This is a genomic window from Halorussus gelatinilyticus (assembly GCF_023238445.1).
Classification (GTDB): Archaea; Halobacteriota; Halobacteria; order Halobacteriales; family Haladaptataceae; genus Halorussus; species Halorussus gelatinilyticus.
This window is the reverse complement of record NZ_CP096658.1, coordinates 1,904,764-1,919,968: the sequence shown is the minus strand read 5'-3', so window position 1 is coordinate 1,919,968 and position 15,205 is coordinate 1,904,764. Positions and strand designations below refer to the sequence as shown.

19 protein-coding genes are annotated in these 15,205 nt (G+C 68.6%); 4 read left to right on the top strand and 15 right to left on the bottom strand.

Translation table 11 applies throughout. The annotated features are described in order from the left end of the window. Positions 1 to 109: 109 nt before the first annotated feature. From nucS to M0R88_RS09895, 6 genes are all read right to left on the bottom strand, one after another. Entirely contained in the window at positions 110 to 850 is a 741-nt protein-coding gene (gene nucS, locus M0R88_RS09920; RefSeq protein ID WP_256468558.1) for an endonuclease NucS, read from the bottom strand. 59 nt (positions 851 to 909) lie between these two features. Further along, entirely contained in the window at positions 910 to 1,503 is a 594-nt protein-coding gene (locus M0R88_RS09915) for a DUF6735 family protein (protein ID WP_248653353.1), read from the bottom strand. A 229-nt stretch (positions 1,504 to 1,732) separates the two neighbouring features. Continuing rightward, positions 1,733 to 2,107 carry a winged helix-turn-helix transcriptional regulator gene (locus M0R88_RS09910; protein ID WP_248653352.1) on the bottom strand — a complete coding sequence of 125 codons (375 nt, stop codon included), beginning with the start codon at positions 2,105 to 2,107 and terminating at the stop codon, positions 1,733 to 1,735. A 218-nt stretch (positions 2,108 to 2,325) separates the two neighbouring features. After that, a complete protein-coding gene (locus M0R88_RS09905) occupies positions 2,326 to 3,483 on the bottom strand; it encodes a M48 family metalloprotease (protein ID WP_248653351.1) in 1,158 nt (385 codons plus the stop codon). Between the two features lie 34 nt (positions 3,484 to 3,517). Next, positions 3,518 to 3,883 carry a DUF5518 domain-containing protein gene (locus tag M0R88_RS09900; protein ID WP_248653350.1) on the bottom strand — a complete coding sequence of 122 codons (366 nt, stop codon included), beginning with the start codon at positions 3,881 to 3,883 and terminating at the stop codon, positions 3,518 to 3,520. Between the two features lie 59 nt (positions 3,884 to 3,942). Further along, entirely contained in the window at positions 3,943 to 4,962 is a 1,020-nt protein-coding gene (locus M0R88_RS09895) for an AIR synthase family protein (protein WP_248653349.1), read from the bottom strand. A gap of 242 nt (positions 4,963 to 5,204) precedes the next feature. On the opposite strand from M0R88_RS09895, the gene M0R88_RS09890 reads away from it, so the two are divergent. After that, positions 5,205 to 5,657 carry a bifunctional nuclease family protein gene (locus M0R88_RS09890; protein WP_248653348.1) on the top strand — a complete coding sequence of 151 codons (453 nt, stop codon included), beginning with the start codon at positions 5,205 to 5,207 and terminating at the stop codon, positions 5,655 to 5,657. After that, positions 5,654 to 6,001 (top strand): phosphoribosyl-ATP diphosphatase, encoded by a 348-nt coding sequence (gene hisE / locus M0R88_RS09885; RefSeq protein WP_248653347.1) that lies wholly within the window; start codon positions 5,654 to 5,656, stop codon positions 5,999 to 6,001. Before M0R88_RS09890 ends, hisE begins: the two co-directional genes overlap by 4 nt. Before the next feature lie 96 nt (positions 6,002 to 6,097). Here hisE and M0R88_RS09880 read toward each other — a convergent pair whose 3' ends face one another. The 5 genes from M0R88_RS09880 to M0R88_RS09860 form a co-directional block, all read right to left on the bottom strand. Beyond that, a complete protein-coding gene (locus M0R88_RS09880; RefSeq protein WP_248653346.1) occupies positions 6,098 to 6,415 on the bottom strand; it encodes an ASCH domain-containing protein in 318 nt (105 codons plus the stop codon). Between the two features lie 50 nt (positions 6,416 to 6,465). Continuing rightward, entirely contained in the window at positions 6,466 to 7,080 is a 615-nt protein-coding gene (gene pdxT / locus M0R88_RS09875; RefSeq protein ID WP_248653345.1) for a pyridoxal 5'-phosphate synthase glutaminase subunit PdxT, read from the bottom strand. Positions 7,081 to 7,179: 99 nt separating this feature from the next. Then, positions 7,180 to 8,247, bottom strand: coding sequence for a phosphotransferase family protein (locus M0R88_RS09870; RefSeq protein WP_248653344.1), 1,068 nt, complete (start codon positions 8,245 to 8,247; stop codon positions 7,180 to 7,182). A gap of 171 nt (positions 8,248 to 8,418) precedes the next feature. Further along, positions 8,419 to 8,964, bottom strand: a complete 546-nt coding sequence (locus M0R88_RS09865; RefSeq protein ID WP_248653343.1) for a hypothetical protein — start codon at positions 8,962 to 8,964, stop codon at positions 8,419 to 8,421. 48 nt (positions 8,965 to 9,012) lie between these two features. After that, positions 9,013 to 9,177, bottom strand: coding sequence for a preprotein translocase subunit Sec61beta (locus M0R88_RS09860; protein WP_135852105.1), 165 nt, complete (start codon positions 9,175 to 9,177; stop codon positions 9,013 to 9,015). A 133-nt stretch (positions 9,178 to 9,310) separates the two neighbouring features. Between M0R88_RS09860 and trxA the strand changes: the two genes are divergently transcribed. Next, positions 9,311 to 9,577, top strand: a complete 267-nt coding sequence (gene trxA, locus M0R88_RS09855) for a thioredoxin (protein ID WP_248653342.1) — start codon at positions 9,311 to 9,313, stop codon at positions 9,575 to 9,577. A 153-nt stretch (positions 9,578 to 9,730) separates the two neighbouring features. Here trxA and M0R88_RS09850 read toward each other — a convergent pair whose 3' ends face one another. Continuing rightward, entirely contained in the window at positions 9,731 to 11,212 is a 1,482-nt protein-coding gene (locus M0R88_RS09850; protein WP_248653341.1) for a carboxypeptidase M32, read from the bottom strand. Positions 11,213 to 11,633: 421 nt separating this feature from the next. Between M0R88_RS09850 and M0R88_RS18655 the strand changes: the two genes are divergently transcribed. Further along, positions 11,634 to 11,768: a hypothetical protein gene (locus tag M0R88_RS18655; protein ID WP_256468557.1), complete on the top strand. Its 135-nt coding sequence runs from the start codon at positions 11,634 to 11,636 to the stop codon at positions 11,766 to 11,768. A 5-nt stretch (positions 11,769 to 11,773) separates the two neighbouring features. Here the strand turns inward: M0R88_RS18655 and M0R88_RS09845 are convergent, their stop codons facing one another. From M0R88_RS09845 to M0R88_RS09835, 3 genes are all read right to left on the bottom strand, one after another. Further along, complete coding sequence (locus M0R88_RS09845; RefSeq protein WP_248653340.1) at positions 11,774 to 13,303, bottom strand: carboxypeptidase M32; 1,530 nt, start codon at positions 13,301 to 13,303, stop codon at positions 11,774 to 11,776. Positions 13,304 to 13,631: 328 nt separating this feature from the next. Then, the gene (locus M0R88_RS09840; protein ID WP_248653339.1) at positions 13,632 to 14,726 is read right to left on the bottom strand and encodes a M20 family metallopeptidase; all 1,095 of its coding nucleotides are present in this window, start codon (positions 14,724 to 14,726) and stop codon (positions 13,632 to 13,634) included. A gap of 198 nt (positions 14,727 to 14,924) precedes the next feature. Then, positions 14,925 to 15,188 (bottom strand): DUF7553 family protein, encoded by a 264-nt coding sequence (locus M0R88_RS09835; RefSeq protein ID WP_248653338.1) that lies wholly within the window; start codon positions 15,186 to 15,188, stop codon positions 14,925 to 14,927. Positions 15,189 to 15,205: the final 17 nt, after the last annotated feature.

Sequence of the window (15,205 nt, the reverse complement as noted above, 5' to 3'; positions counted from 1 at the left end):
GAGGATATGTCGGCCAGCGACCGCCAGCGTGCGGGGGCTTCGTAGGCGTTCTTCGAATCTACGTCGTTGTCGGCCCTGATTCGAATAACCTTAGCACAAAAACAAATTTTCATTCCGGCGGCCCGACCGACACGAACTCCAAGCCCTTCTCCGCGAGGAGGTTCCGCGCCCGTTCGGTCACCGACGGCGAGATCAAGATTCCGCGAATCTCGGCGTTCGCGTGCAGGTCCCGCTCCAGCGCCTCGACGTAGCGATCCAACTGCCCCACCGCGTCCGGGCCGACCCGCTTGCGCTTGAGTTCCACGACGACGGTGCGACCGTCGCGGTCCCTGCCGTAGACGTCCACCGCGCCGGCGGGCGTCTCGCGCTCGGTGGCGAGCGGCGTGAACCCCTCTTCGACGAGGTCGGGGGTCTCCAGAATCCGCTGGCGGAGGTCCTCCTCGGTCCCCTGTAGCGAGAGGTCGCGCCGGTCGGTCACGTCGAAGGTCGAGACCTGCTCGATTCGCTCGAAGGCGACCGTCAGCTCCTCGTCGGGACCGGTCCGGCGGCTCTCGATGCGGACCGCGCCGTCGGCGAGGCGGACCTCGTGGGAACAGCCGGGCGGTTGCCAGTTGACCGGCTTCTGGCCCTCGTCGGTGTGGACCAGCGCGGTCCCGTCGGGCTTGAGGACGACCAATCGGTCGCCCGGCCCGAGGTGGCTGGCGGCCCGGCCCTCGTACTCGACCGTACAGCGCCCGAAGACCGTCAGCATCTCGTCGCGTTCGATGGCGGCGGCGATGCGGTCGCGTGCGGTCTCGGGGTCGGGTCGGACGAGCGCGTCGGCCGCGGAGTCGCCGTCTGCGAGTGTCACTGGCGTCGTTACGCGGCGAGCGCACTAAAGCGGCGCGTGTCGGGCGACTGGCAGGCCGGTCACGACGGCACGACGACCACCCGGTCGTCGGCCCACGACCGGACGCGCTCGACGAGGTAGTCGCGGGCCGCCTCGCGGGAGAGGGCCTCGCGGTCCACCATCTCGCCGACGACGGCTTTCGTGCCTCGGACCCAACCCCGGAAGTAGTTCGCCTCCTCGGGGACCGCCTCGACCAGCGCGCCGTGGCCGACCGTCGCGCTCCGTTCGACGGTCTCGCTGTCGATGTCGAGACCGAACCAGACCGGGTGGAACGCGGTGGTCTCGTAGTCCGCGGCGACTCGATAGAACGCTTCGTGGTGGAGGAAGTTCAGGTGGTCCGCGGCGATTTCGGCGAGCGTGAGACCGGTCGCTATCGGTTCGGGGTCCACGGCGAACTGCGTGTCGGTCGCGTACGGCGCGTCGGGGCGGATGCGGTCGAGGAGCGCGAAGTCCGCGCCGCCCCAGTGGGAGCGATGCAGGTCGTAGGTCGGGGTGTCGTCGCCGGCTTCCGCGGCGTCGTCCGGCAGGCGACCGGTGTCGTCGTCTTCGCCGGTCGAATCGCCGGTCAGAGTCGAGTTGTCGCGTCGATAGGCGAGAAGTGCGCGGTGTCCCATGGCCGGGCAGTCGTCCCGTTCTGAGATATAAACTAGAGGGTCGAATCGGAACGACGGTCGGGGCTCGGTAGGACGATTCTCGTCGCTGGCAGGCCGCGCCCTCCTCGAAGACGCGCGGAAGGTCTGCGGGACGGGGCGGCGCTACCCCCTCGCCGCGACGTACGAGACGGTGGTAAATTGAATAACGCGATATGGAATGTCGGTTCGGCGACTCAACTCCCCGCCGCGCTCACGAGATGGCGTCTTCTCTCTCGTCGGCCGCGGTGAGGTACTCGGCACCCCAATCGTGCATCTCCTCGATGAGGGATTCGAGCGACGCGCCGCGCTCGGTCAGCGAGTACTGGACGCGGACAGGTTTCTCGCTCACGATGTCGCGGTTCACCAGTCCCTTCTCTTCGAGGTCGTCGAGGCTGTCCGAGAGGACCTTGCTGGAGATGCCGTCCACGTCGTCTTTCAGTTCGTTGAACCCCATCGGTCCGCTCTGGAGCAGTCGATGGACCACCACGGGATGCCACTTCTTGCCAATCAGCGTCGCGGTCGAGGTGATAGGACACCAGTCCTTTCCGGCGCACCACACCGCGAGCGGTTCGTCGGCGTCGCTCATGGGCGGGGGTACTCGCGCCGTCGGCTAAAAGTTACCCGTACCAATCTAGTTACCGAGAGTAATCGACGGCGAAACTGCGGTCGGCCCCTTCCAGCAAGCGGTCGGTCGCGTCACCGAGCGCGTTCCAGTGGCCCGTGTCATCGAGCGCGCTCTCGGCGGAACGCGTCACCGATCGCCCAATTCCAGAGGTCGGTCAGTGCGCCGAATCGAAACCGCGGTCAGAACTCGCGTTTCCGTTCCAGCTCTCGGAGGCGCGCGATGCGCTCGTCGGTCGCCGGATGGGTCGGGAAGTCTGTCGCCGAGTTCGCCGTCTCGACGGCCTCGGCGGTCGCGTCCGTGGCCGCCTCGTCCAGTTTCTGCAGGGCGTTCCGCTCGCGGTCCTCGACCGCGAAGCCGGTGTACTCGGAGGGGTCGAACTCCGGGTTGGCGTCCGGAACCGGGACGACGTAGAACGCCGACTGGACCGTCGCGCGCGCTCGCCGGTCGGTCTCCGGGGCCTCGCTGGCCGCGCGGTCGAGGGTGGCGAGCGCCGAGGCGACCGCGGCGGGCGACCCCGTGATGGCGGCCGCGCCGCGGTCGGCCGCGAACTCGCGGTACTGCGAGAGGAGTCGGGTCAGCCCCCTGCCGACCCACCAGAACGCCCACGCTATCGGCTGGACGACGAAGAAGTGGAAGATGCGCGCGAACCCGCCGAGCGGCGCTCGCTCGGCGCTCTCTCGTGGGTTTCCGTGGCGGTCGGTCTCGACGTTCTCCGGGTCACGCTCGAACCACGTCAGGAGCCACTGGCCGACGATTTCGACCAGCGAGGCCGCAGTCATCACGCTCGCGTCGCGGTTCTTGACGTGGGCGAGTTCGTGGGCCAGCACCGCGTCGAGTTCGTCGTCGGAGACCGCCTCCAGTAGGCCGGTCGAGACGACCACCGTCGCGTTGCCCGGCAGGACGCCCGTCGTGTACGCCTTGGGCGTCTCGGTCTCGGCGACGACCAGCGTCGGTTCGGGTGCGTCGGCTGTCTGGGCGAGGCGAGCGAGTCGCCGTCGGAGGTCGGCGGGCGCGTCCTCGTCGGCGCGGACCGCGGCGTCCTCGCCGGTGAACTTCTCGCTCAGGACGAGTTCCGAGACGACCGCGACCGCGAAGAGCGCGACCAGCAGGCCGAGACCGAGCCGGTCGCCGACCACGACGCTCCCGTCGGGGAGGCGAGCGACGGTCTCGCCGCCGACCCGGACCTCGCCGTCGGTCAGAATCAGCGTCAGGGCCGCCGAGAGCGCGTCGGTCAGCACCCAGTGGAGCGCCGCCGCGAACCCGACGAGCAGGCCGCCAAGCAGGGTCAGGACGGCGGCCATCCGAGCGCGAAGCTCCCAGTCGGTCTCCCACTGCATACGTCGCGGTCCGCACGCCCCCGAAATAAACCTTCTACTCCTCGGCTATCCACCCGCCGAGCGCCCCGGCGAGCGCGCTCTCCAGCCCCATCACGAGCGCGACGAACACGGCGACGAAGAAGACCCCGCCGCCGAGCAGGGGACCGAACGGGCCGAGTCCGATGGCCCCGAGGACGCCGACCGCGACCCCGAAGACGGCGGCGACGACGATGCCGCCGAGCGACCCCGCGAGCAGGCCGTGCCACGCGCCGCGTCCGGCCCCGCCCGCGGCCACGTAGCCCGCGACGAACCCGCCGACCAGTCCCGCGGTGAGTTGGCCGAGACCCGGAATCGCGAGGCCGACGACGCCGATTACGGTCATGACGACGAATCCGACCCCGACTGCGTACCAGTTGGTCATACCGGACCACGTACGCTCTCCGGGCGGTTAAGCTTGGTCGGCGGTGGACGCTCGCCGGCTTACTCCAGTCCCGCTTTCTCGGCGTACTCCTCGAAGACCTCCCACGAGGGGTCGGACTCGGGTTTCTCGGCGCGGTCGCCGTCCACGAAGACGCCATCGCCCTCGCGGACCTCGCCGATTTCGGCGGCCGGGATGCCCTCGGCGTCGAGCGCCGACAGGACGGACTCGACGCCGCCCGACTCGACGGTCAGCAGGAGCGTCCCCTCGCTGGTCGCGGCCCACGGGTCGATGCCGAAAAAGTCGCAGGACTCGGCGACGCCGGGCAGGACGGGCATCGCCGACGAGTCCACGTCGAGGCGGACGCCGCCCGCCTCGGCCATCTCGACCAGCGCGCCACGGAGTCCGCCCTCGGTCGCGTCGTGCATCGCGGTGACGGGACCGGCGGCCGCGGCGGTCAGCGCGTCCCGGACCGGACTCATATCCCAGAATCGCTCTTTGGCCTCGGCGATGGTGGCGTCGGGGAGGTCCACCGCGTCCTCGAACAGCGTCACCAGAAAGCCCGCGACTTCGACCGCGGGACCCTTCGTCACGAGCAGTCGGTCGCCCGGCGACGCGCCGTCGGGCCGGACCACCTCGTCGGGGTCGCCGACCGCCAGCGTGGTCGCGCCGCCGACCCACGGATACCGACAACCGCCGTACCGGGCGGTGTGGCCCGTCACGATGCTGACGCCCAGTTCGCCGGCCTCGCGGTCGAACGCCTCCCAGACCGCGCCGAACTCCTCGTCGGTCATCTCCGGCGGGAGCGTGAAGGTCACCGAGAGGTGGGAGGGCGGGATGCCCGAGACCGCGGCGTCCGAGAGCGCGACGTGGACCGCGAACCACCCGGCCTTCTCGAAGCCGAGCGCCGGGACGAGCGAGAGGGGGTCGCTGGCCATCACGACCGCCCGCTCGCCGACCTCCACGACGCCGAAGTCGACGCCGTGTTGCGGTCCGAGCGCCACGTCGGAGCGGTCGGCCCCGAGGTTGGGGTAGATGTACCGGTCGAAGAACGCGCGGTCTACCTTGCCGAGGTCGGTCATTGGCGGGGATTGGGCCGGTGGCGACTAATCGGTGCTGGTTCGGGTCGGGAGTCAGCGTCCCGTGCCGACGAAAGCACAGCGCCGCGATAGTACAGCAAGCCGCGACAGCACAGCAAACTGCGAGACCGCGACCGCGAGCGGGCGGCTTCAAAGCGCGTCTTCGCTTCAGGCCTCGCAGTCGCCCGGAGGCGTTCGATTCCCAGTAGGGCAGACTTTTTGTTCTGGCTCCCGTCGGTAGGCGCATGGACGTCGAGATCGACGCGGTGCGAGTTGCGATGACCGACGAGGGGCCGGTCCCGGTCGTCGTCCTCGCGCCGGACGACGACGAGGGCGTACTCCCCATCTTCATCGGGTTCGAGGAGGCGGTCAGCATCGCTCGCGGCATGGAGGCCGAGGACGTCGGGCGACCGCTGACTCACGACCTCACGCTCGACCTCGTGGAGGAGTTGGGCGGCCGAGTGACGCGAGTCGTGGTCTCGGCGCTGGAGGACAACACCTACATCGCGGACCTCCACGTGGACACGCCGCGGGGCGAGGCCGAGGTGGACGCCCGGCCCAGCGACTCGCTGGCGCTGGCGGCCCGGACGAACGCACCCATCGAGGTGGCGGACGAGGTGTTCACCTCGGGACGGCGCGACCGCACGGAGTTCGACGAGTTGCAGGACATCCGGGAGGTCGCGGAGTTGGGAGCATGACCGGCGAGCAATCGACCTCCGCGGAGGGCACCGCGTCGGCGGACGCCGACTCCGAGGACACCGCGGCAATCTTGGACGAACTGTTCGCGGTCGTGGAGGACCGCAAGGAGACCCTGCCCGAGGACTCCTACACGGCCTCGCTGTTCACCCACGAGAAGGGCGAGAACGCCGTGCTGGAGAAGTTGGGCGAGGAGACCACCGAACTCCTGCTGGCCGCGAAGGACGACGACCGCGAGGAAATCGCCCACGAGAGCGCCGACATCGTGTACCATCTGCTGGTCCTGCTGTCGATGAAGGACATGGACCTCGCCGACCTGCGCGCGGAACTGCGCGAGCGTCGGTGAGTCGGTCGGATTCTCGATTTCCCGAGTTCTCGCTTCGACGCTTCGATTTCTGTCGGAACCGACAGCCACGACCGTCGGAAAAGAAAGCCCGAAATCCTACGACTCGACGCGCTCGAACCGGTGTAGGACGACTTCGCTGTCGTCGTCCCACTCGAAGTCGTCGTGGACGCGGTCGAGTATCTCGCGGTACTGCTCCAAGTCTCTCATTCCCTCCTTTCGGGCGTCCTCGTCGGTCAGGTCGCCGAGCGTGCGCTCGCGGACCGCCACGACCTCGAAGGCGTCGCCGTCCACCGCGAAGCGGTCGCCCTCCTCGGCGTACTGCTGGCCGCGGTGAATCTGGCTGATTTCGCCGTCTTGCGCGCCGCGTCGCATTCGCTGGTTGGGAAGCAGGGTGTCGGCGTCGATGTCTGCCATGCTCGCGCCTTCGGACCGAAGTGGGAAAGTCGTTCGCCTCGCGGCGTCGGTTACTCCGGCGTCGCTTCCCCGGCGAGCGCGTCGGTCTCGAACAGGCTCAGGCCGTGCATCCGCGAGTCGGGCGTCAGCTCGGGGTGGAACGAGGTGGCGACGACCGGCCCGTCCCGAATCGCCACCGGGCGGCCGTCCCACTCGGCCAGCACCTCGACGCCCTCGCCCACGTCGCCGATGACCGGCGCGCGGATGAACACCGCGGGAAACGGCTCGTCCAGTCCCGCGACCTCGATGGGTGCCTCGAAGCTGTCCTTCTGGCGGCCGAAGGCGTTGCGCTCGACGGTCGCGTCCACGAGGTCCAGCGTCGCCACGCGGTCGTCGCCCGCGTCGGTCGAGGCGACGATGAGGCCCGCGCAGGTCGCCAGCACGGGCTTGCCGGCCTCGACGTGAGCGACGATTTCCTCGGCGATGCCCTCGTCGTGGAGCAGTCGGGAGATGGTGGTCGATTCCCCGCCGGGCAACAGGAGGAAGTCGCAGTCGGGGACGACGCCGGCGTCTCGAATTTCGACGACCTCGGTCTCGCGGCCGTGGGCCTCGCCCGCGCGCCGGACCGCCTCGGCGTGTTCGCTCACGTCGCCCTGCACCGCGACGACGCCCGCTCTGAGAGTCATGTCCGGGCGTAGGGAGTCGGCCGTCAAAAGTTGCGCGTCTCGATTATCGGGGTGTCTTCGGGACTCCACACTCCCGGTAAAACGGGTCGCCGCTCGAATCTACGCCTCCACCCCGAACTCGCGCAGCGCCTCGCGGTGTTCTCGGGCGCGGGCCTCGACCGCCGACTCGGAGCGTCCGGCCATCTCCTCGCCGAGGTTGACCATCAGGCGGAGTCGCGCGCCGAACCGACAGCGACGGCGGTGGGTCTCGAAGCCCTCGCCGTCGAGCGGTTCCGGGTTCACCTCGCGGTACCCCTCGTAGAGGCGGGTCCGGAGTCGCTCCTGCCGCGAGTCGTCCAGCGCGGGCCAGTCTATCAGAATCGCCTCGGTGACGGCGAGTTCCCACGTCGGCGGCGCGGCGGTCGGGGTCGCCCAGTCCACGACGCCGTTCGTCGCGCCGGATTCGGGGTCCACCAGCAGATTTCCGAGTCGGTAGTCGCCGTGGGTGAGGACCGACTCGAAGGGAGCAAGCGTCCGAACGTCTGCGGCGAACTCCTCGGCGCGGTCGGCGAGCGCGGGCCGCAGGTCGTCGAACCGAGTGTCCGCGAGTCGCTCGACGTTGCGGGTCAGCCACGCCTCGAAATAGGTCGACCAGTCGGGGAACTCGCGGGCGAAGTGGAGCGCGTCGGCCCCGGAATCGAACGCGAGCATGCCCCACCCGTCGGCGGGAATCAGGTCGCAGTCGCCCGCCGGGAAGGCGTCGTGAAGCGCGGCGAGGTTGCGGCCCGCCGCGGCGCAGACGCGCTCGAAGGCCTCGGGCGGGAGCGATTCGGGGTCGCAGGCCGGGTTCGCGCCGGGGACGCGCTCGGCGAGGAAGTACGGGTCGTCGCCGAACGCGCCGGTGCCGACGACCTCGGGGACCGGAATCGCGGTGCGCTCGCCGACCGCCGACAGCACGCGCGGTTCGGCGCGGTACCCGCCGGCGAACTCGCCGTCGCCGACCTTCAGGACGAGTTCGCGTTCGTCACCATCGCTCGCGACGACGAGGCGATACGCCGCGTTCTTGCCTGCCTCGATGGGCGTCGCCTCGCGCAAGTCGGCGTCCGGCAGGGCGTCCCCGACCGCCTCCGCGAGGCGGTCGGCCGCCAGCGGTCCCTCGACGCTCGGAAGCGTATCGCTCGGTGACACGTCGGGCGCTACGGGCACGTTCCTGATATACTTTCTATCGGTCGCCGCTTCGTGACTCTACTTCCGGTCACGAGTCAGTCGCTCGAAAATCGACTGACGTGTGACCCTACTTCCGCTCACGTTCAGTCACGCGTCTCGTGACTGGCTCGTGACCCTATTTCCGGTAACCCGTCAGCCATCCTCGGGATGGCTGACGCGCGACCCGATCCACGTCCCGAGGGTCAACCCGTAGATGACGTGGCCGACGTGGAACACCAGCGACTCGTCGCGGTCGGGGTCCATCCCGAGGAGTCGCCGGAGGAGTACGCGTTCGCCGAACCACGACAGCGCGAGGGCGTAGCCGACGCCCGCCAACAGGCCGACCTCCTCGCGGCGGGCCTCCGCGTCGTCGTCGGCCGTCGGAGTCGGGTCGCCACCGAGGAGCGCGCCCGCCGCGCCGAAGAGCGCGCCCGCGACGGTTCCGTAGAGCAGGTGGAGGACGACGGCCGGAACGGGGTGGTCGTCCTCGTCGCCGCCCGCGACGTAGAGCGCCCAGAGGCGCGCGGTCGGCGGGAGCGACCGCGAGATGGGGAGTCGATACGCTGTCATGACCAGCGTGGCGACGAGTCCGCCGACCGCCCCGTCGCGGACCTGTCGGGCGCGCGGCCTCGCGGTTGGCGGGGAGTCGGAGTCCGGTTCGGGTTCGCGCTCGGCGTCGCTGGCGGAGTGGTGACGCATCTCGAATCGGTACGCGGACGCGAGGAAAAGGACTGACGGCCCGCGGGACTACAGTCCGAGGATGTTCAGAATCTCGATGAGGACGCCGAAGAGGACGCCGAAGGCGACGACGGTCTTGGGGTCGATACGGATGGCGTTGCGGTCCTCCGCGTCGAAGTAACGAACGAGTCCGGCACTGGACATCAGTCCGCCGGAGTTCTGGCCACTGCTCATGTACGGTGGTCCGGCCGCCCCTCGCGTAAACCTTTCGGAGCGACCCGACTCGCGGCGACGAATCGAACGCGGCAACACGACGCGGGTGGGAAACCCTTATGCGCGAGGCGGGGATAGTTCCGCCAGAACACCCATGAGTGTCACGCTAAAGGACTTCTACGCGGACTGGTGTGGACCCTGCAAGACCCAAGACCCCATCCTCGAAGAGATGGAGGAAGACTGGGGCGACGTCGAGTTCGAGAAGATCGACGTGGACGAGCATCAGGATGTGGCCAACGAGTATCAGGTCCGTTCGATTCCGACCATCGTGGTCGAGAACGACGACGGCGTCGTCGAACGGTTCGTCGGCGTCACCCAGCGCGACGAACTCGAGGACGCGCTTCAGGAAGCGGGCGCGTAGGCGAGTCGTCGCCGGAACGGTTGCCGACCGATTCTTTTTCGAGCGGAACGACGCCACGAGAGTCGCTGCTGAACGATACTCGTTTCTTTCCCCGACGGACGCCATCGGACGGTCGGCGACTCGGCCGCGGCCGAGTCGCCGACAGCAGAAGCGCTACAGGTCGTAAATCTCGCCGAACTTCTCCTCGGCGTAGTCGAGGAAGTAGTCGGCGGTCAGGTCCTCGCCGGTCGCCCGCCGAATCAGTTCGTCGGTGGTGTACCGACAGCCGTGCCGGTGGACGTTCTCGGTCAGCCAGTCGCGGATGGGCCGGAAGTCGCCCTCGGCGATGAGACCGCGGGGGTCGTCCAGTTCTTCTTCGATGGTCGCCCAGAGCTGGGCCGCGAGGACGCTCCCGACCGTGTAGTTCTGGAAGCTGGCGAACCCGCCGGTCCAGTGGATGTCCTGGAGACAGCCCTCCGCGTCGGTGTCGGGCCGGATTCCGAGGTACTCCTCCATCTTGTCGTTCCACGCGGCCGGAATCTCGCTCACCGCGAGGTCGCCGCTGACGAACTCGCGCTCTATCTCCGACCGGAGGATGATGTGCATGTGGTAGGTGAGTTCGTCGGCCTCGGTCCGAATCAGGTTGTCCGACTCGATGCGGTTGGCGGTCCGGTAGGCCTGCTCGGGCGTCACGTCCGAGACCTGCGGGAAGCGGTCTTTCACGGTCGGCAGGACGAGTTCCCAGAACTCCTTCGTCCGGCCGACGTGGTTCTCCCAGAAGCGCGACTGGGACTCGTGGACGCCGCTGGAGCGCGACTCGCCGAGCGGCGTGCCGTAGGCGTCGTCGCTGAGTCCGAGCGCGTAGGTCGCGTGGCCGAACTCGTGGACGGTCGAACTGACCGCGCCCAGCAGGTCGGTCTCGTCGAATCGGGTCGTGATGCGGGCGTCGAACTGCGTGCCCGACATGAACGGGTGGGCCGAGGTGTCGAGGCGGCCGCGGTCCCAGTCGTAGTCCAGCAGGTCCAGCACGTCGCGCGAGAGGGCCTCTTGGGCGTCGGTGTCGAACTCGCCCTCGAAGGTGTCCGGAATCCCCTCGCTGGCTCGGATGTCCTCGATGAGCGGGACGAGTCCGTCCTTCAGTTCGTCGAAGATGCGCTCTACCGTGTCGAGTTCGAGGTACGGCTCGCGGTCCTCGAACATGACTTCGTAGGGGTCGCGGTCGGGGTCGATGTGCTGGGCCTTCTCGACGCGGAGGTCGAGCAGGTCCGAGAGAATCGGCTCGAACGCCGAGAAGTCGTCGTTGGCCTTCGCCTCGCGCCAGTCGTCTTGGGCCTCCGACTGGAGACGGGTGTGTTCCTCGACCAGTTCCTCGGGCACCTTCGTCGCCCGGTCGTACTCGCGGCGAATCTCGCGGACGGCCGCCGACTGCTCGTCGGATAGCTCCTCGTCCTCGGCGGCGTCGAGCAGTCGCCCGGTCTCGTCGGCGGTCAGTTGCTCGTGGGTGACTCCCGAGAGCGCCGAGAGTTGCTTCGAGCGAGCGGGCGTGCCGCCCTCGGGCATCATCACCTGTTGGTCCCAGTAGAGGACGCCGCCGCCGTCCTGTAGCGCGGTGATTCGCCGGTATCGGTCGAGTAAGTCGTCGTACGCGTCGGCCATACCGTCGTCTCGATTCCCCGACGTATCAAAATGTGGGTGGCGGCGAAGGGCGTGGAGTTCGTCAGCAGGGAACGGACGTGCGGCCCAGAGTGCGTTAGCGCCCGACTGCCGACGCCGAGGCGACTCCCGAGAACGCGACTACAGACGACGCTACCGCGACCACGGCGACCGCGGCGGAAACGAGCGCCGCGTCGCCCGACGCGTTCCGAATCGTGGTCGCGGACGGCGACCGCGAGGTGGAACTCGTCACCGGCGCGGACGTGGCCTCCGTCGGTGAGGTCGAGCAGGCCAGAGGCGGCAGTTACCGGTTGGCCATCGAACTGACCGACGCGGGGACCGCGGCGTTCGCCGACGGTTCGAACGGGTCGGCGCGTTCGAGAACCGCGACGCTCATCCCATCCGGACGTACTTCGAGGGCGAGATGCTCTACGAGGCGACGATTGCACCGGGACTGGCCGACGCGATGGCGTCGGGCGGGTGGAGCGGCGAGTTCCTGTTCAACACCACGAAGCGCTCGACGGCAGAAGAAGTGAAGAAGGCGTTAGACGGGAACTGAGCGAGTTACTGGTAGTCGTCCAGTTCGTACAGCTCGCCGTACTTCGACTTCACGTAGTCGAGGAAGTAGTCGGCGGTGTAGTCCTCGCCGGTCGCCTGCCGAATCAGTTCGTCGGTGGTGTACCGACAGCCGTGCCGGTGGACGTTCTCGGTCAGCCAGTCGTGGAGCGGGTCGAAGTCGCCTTCCGCAACCTTCTCGTCGATATTCTCGATGTCCTCCTCGGCGCTGGCGTACAGTTGGGTCGCCAGCACGCTCCCGAGCGAGTAGGTCGGGAAGTAACCGAAGTCGCCGTGGCTCCAGTGGATGTCCTGGAGACAGCCCTCGGCGTCGGAGTCTGGGCGGATGCCCAGATACTCCTCGTACTTGTCGTTCCAGACCTCGGGCACGTCCTCGACGTCGAGGTCGCCACGAATCAGGTCGCGCTCGATTTCGAACCGGACGATGATGTGCATGTGGTAGGTGAGTTCGTCCGCCTCGACCCGGATGAGGTTGTCCTCGTAGACCTCGTTTGCGGCCTCGTACACGTCGTCCACGCTGGCGTCGGACAGCTTCTCGGGGAACCGCTCTTTCACCTTCGGCAGGAAGCGCTCCCAGAACGCTCGCGAGCGCCCGACGTGGTTCTCCCAGAGGCGCGACTGGGACTCGTGGACGGTCATGTCCCGCGACTTGCCCAGCGGCGTGCCGTACTCCTCGCGGGGGAGACCGAGGGTGTAGGTCGCGTGGCCGAACTCGTGGACCGTCGCCATCAGCGCGCCGAGCGGTTCGTCGGGCGAGAAGCGCGTGGTGACGCGGGCGTCGAACTGGTTGCCCGACGAGAAGGGGTGGGGCGCGGTGTCCAGACGGCCGTGGTCCCAGTCGTAGCCCAGCGTGTCCAGCACGTCGCGCGCGAGGTCCTCTTGGGTGTCGGTGTCGAACTCACCCTCGAAGGTGTCGGTGGCGAGGTCGGCGTCGGACTCCCGGACCGCCTCGACGAGCGGGACCAGTTCCTCGCGGAGTCGTTCGAGGACGCGCTCGGCGGTGTCCACGCCGAGATACGGCTCGTACTCCTCGAAGAGGACTTCGTAGGGGTCCCGGTCGGGGTCGATGTGTTCGGCGTACTCGCGCTTGAGTTCGACCAGTCGTTCGAGCGTCGGCGCGAACTTCGAGAAGTCGTCCTCCTCCTTGGCCTCCTGCCAGACCGGCATCGCCTCCGACGAGACCTCGGAAATCTCCTCCACGAGGTCCTGCGGCACGCTCGCGGCCCGGTCGTGTTGGCGCCGGACCTCGCGGACGACCGACGCTCGCTCGTCGGACAGCTCGCCGGCTTCGAGGTCGTCCAGCGCCGCGGCCATCTCGTCGGAGGTGAGCAGTTCGTGGGTCACGGTCGAGATCGCCGAGCGCTGCTTCGAGCGGGCGGGCGTGCCGCCCTCGGGCATCATGACCTCTTGGTCCCAACCGAGGACGCCCCCGGCGTGCCCGAGGTTCGTCAGTCGCTCTACCCTGTCGATGAACTCCGAGTACGTCTCGGACGCCTCGTCGGCGGCTTCGCTTGACATCGCCCGGTCGTAAGGTGTCACAGGTTATCAAAAGCCGGGTTTCGAGTCGAAGGTCAGACCCTGCGAGGACCACCGACGAACGCCCGACGACACAGACCACGGGCAAACGACCGACGGCGCAGACCACCGGCAGACGCCCGACGACACAAACTACCGTGGGCGGGGTAAAGGGGCCGGTCGCTGGCGTTTGCGTGGTCGTCTCGGCGACCCCTCTCCGAGGCGAACGAAGTGAGCCGAGGAGATGTCGCCGAGCGACCGCCAGCGACCGGGGCTTTCGAGGCGTTCTCAGTCCCTACTCGGCGCTCGCTCACCCGATAAAACAATACAATCAGAATCGTTCCGCGACGCCCCGGTAAACCTCGTAACACCGCTCCAGCACTTCGACGCTCGCGCTCTCGTCTTTCGTGTGGGCCTCGCCGGGTTCCGCGACGCCGCAAACCACGCAGGTCGTCCCGGCCTCGGCGAGCCAGCCGGCGTCGGTCGCGTGGGGCTTCGAGACGAGTTTCGGGGCGCTCTCGGCTTCTGCCTGCGCTTCGCGCGCCGCGTCGAGGACCGTCTCGGCGAAGTCCTCGTCGTCACAGCGCATCGGCGGGAGGTCTTGGTCCACCGCCCACTCGACGCCCTCGATTTCCTCGACGCGCTCCAGCGGCGCGCGCTCGCCGGGGACGGTGCGCTCGTCCACCGTCACCTCGCACTCCTCCGGAATCACGTTCCACGCGCTCCCGCCGTCGATTCCGGTGACGGCGACGCTCCCCCGGACCTCCTCGCCCAACACCTCGACCGACGGGAAGTCGAGGTCTCGAATCGCGTCCACCGCGTCGCAGGCCCGGTAGACCGCGTTCTCGCCGGACTCGGGTTCGCTGGCGTGGGCCGCCGCGCCGCGGGCGGTGACGGTGCTTCCCCGGCGGCCCTTGTGCGCGACCGCCACGTCGGTCACGCCCGGCGCGGAGTACCCCGTCGAGCCTTCGCCGACGACGGCGTAGTCGGGCGCGAATCCCCGGTCGATGGCGGCGCGCGCGCCGACGCCGCCCTGCTCCTCGCCGACGAAACTGGCGAAGACGAGTTCGGGGCCGGAATCGGGGAGCGTCGCGTCCCGGAACGCGAGCATCGCGGCCGCGACCGCGCCCTTCATGTCGGCGGTCCCGCGACCGTAGAGGCGGCCGTCGCGCTCCTCGACGACGTAGCCGCCGTCCGCGGTGGTCTGGGAGTCGGCCGGCGGAACCACGTCGTGGTGGCCGACGAGCGCGAGCGAGGCGGCGTCGTCGGGGCCGCGTCGGGCGACGACGTTCCCGGTCTCGTCGCGCGTCACGTCGGCGTCGGTCTCCGCGCGGAGCCAGTCCTCGATGAAGTCGCCGGCCTCGGTCTCGTCCTCGTGGGAGGGAATCGAGACGAGTTCGCGGGTCAACTCGGTGACGTCGCTCATGGCTCGGACGTGGACCGCGAACCGCTTGAAATCGTGGGTCGCGGAAGCGGGGCGACTCGGGACTTCGGTCGGTGCTTGGTCGGTGTCGGTGTTTGGTCGGCCGTCGCTCCGACGACTCTCGGCGTTCGCCAGACGCGGCCATCTCGCCGGTTGAGAACGCCACACCCGCGGTCGAGCAACGGAGGAGTCGTTCGGCGGCTACAGTTGCTCGCGCTCGTACTCCCGGATTCGCTCGCGCAACCGGTCGAGTTCGTCGGCGGTTTCGCCTCCGGCGTCGTCGCTCAGGCGGTCGATTTCCGCGCGAATCTCCTTGATGCGGTCCGGTCGCGCGTCGTTCTCGCCCGACCGCATCCCCGCGAGCGCTTCCTCGATGGAGTCGAGGCTCAGTCGCACGTCGCGGTCGGCGTCGGTGTCCTCCCGGATGTACCGAATCTCCTCGTGAATCGCGTCGAGGTCGATCATGTCGAGTCCGACGTGCG

Bases quoted from the DNA above. Each gene is read 5' to 3' on its own strand.
- M0R88_RS09915 (WP_248653353.1), bottom strand. From the start codon at position 1,503: ATGGGACACCGCGCACTTCTCGCCTATCGACGCGACAACTCGACTCTG.
- M0R88_RS09910 (WP_248653352.1), bottom strand. From the start codon at position 2,107: ATGAGCGACGCCGACGAACCGCTCGCGGTGTGGTGCGCCGGAAAGGAC.
- M0R88_RS09905 (WP_248653351.1), bottom strand. From the start codon at position 3,483: ATGCAGTGGGAGACCGACTGGGAGCTTCGCGCTCGGATGGCCGCCGTC.
- M0R88_RS09900 (WP_248653350.1), bottom strand. From the start codon at position 3,883: ATGACCAACTGGTACGCAGTCGGGGTCGGATTCGTCGTCATGACCGTA.
- M0R88_RS09895 (WP_248653349.1), bottom strand. From the start codon at position 4,962: ATGACCGACCTCGGCAAGGTAGACCGCGCGTTCTTCGACCGGTACATC.
- M0R88_RS09890 (WP_248653348.1), top strand. From the start codon at position 5,205: ATGGACGTCGAGATCGACGCGGTGCGAGTTGCGATGACCGACGAGGGG.
- hisE (WP_248653347.1), top strand. From the start codon at position 5,654: ATGACCGGCGAGCAATCGACCTCCGCGGAGGGCACCGCGTCGGCGGAC.
- M0R88_RS09880 (WP_248653346.1), bottom strand. From the start codon at position 6,415: ATGGCAGACATCGACGCCGACACCCTGCTTCCCAACCAGCGAATGCGA.
- pdxT (WP_248653345.1), bottom strand. From the start codon at position 7,080: ATGACTCTCAGAGCGGGCGTCGTCGCGGTGCAGGGCGACGTGAGCGAA.
- M0R88_RS09865 (WP_248653343.1), bottom strand. From the start codon at position 8,964: ATGCGTCACCACTCCGCCAGCGACGCCGAGCGCGAACCCGAACCGGAC.
- M0R88_RS09860 (WP_135852105.1), bottom strand. From the start codon at position 9,177: ATGAGCAGTGGCCAGAACTCCGGCGGACTGATGTCCAGTGCCGGACTC.
- trxA (WP_248653342.1), top strand. From the start codon at position 9,311: ATGAGTGTCACGCTAAAGGACTTCTACGCGGACTGGTGTGGACCCTGC.
- M0R88_RS09850 (WP_248653341.1), bottom strand. From the start codon at position 11,212: ATGGCCGACGCGTACGACGACTTACTCGACCGATACCGGCGAATCACC.
- M0R88_RS18655 (WP_256468557.1), top strand. From the start codon at position 11,634: ATGCTCTACGAGGCGACGATTGCACCGGGACTGGCCGACGCGATGGCG.
- M0R88_RS09845 (WP_248653340.1), bottom strand. From the start codon at position 13,303: ATGTCAAGCGAAGCCGCCGACGAGGCGTCCGAGACGTACTCGGAGTTC.
- M0R88_RS09840 (WP_248653339.1), bottom strand. From the start codon at position 14,726: ATGAGCGACGTCACCGAGTTGACCCGCGAACTCGTCTCGATTCCCTCC.
- M0R88_RS09835 (WP_248653338.1), bottom strand. From the start codon at position 15,188: ATGATCGACCTCGACGCGATTCACGAGGAGATTCGGTACATCCGGGAG.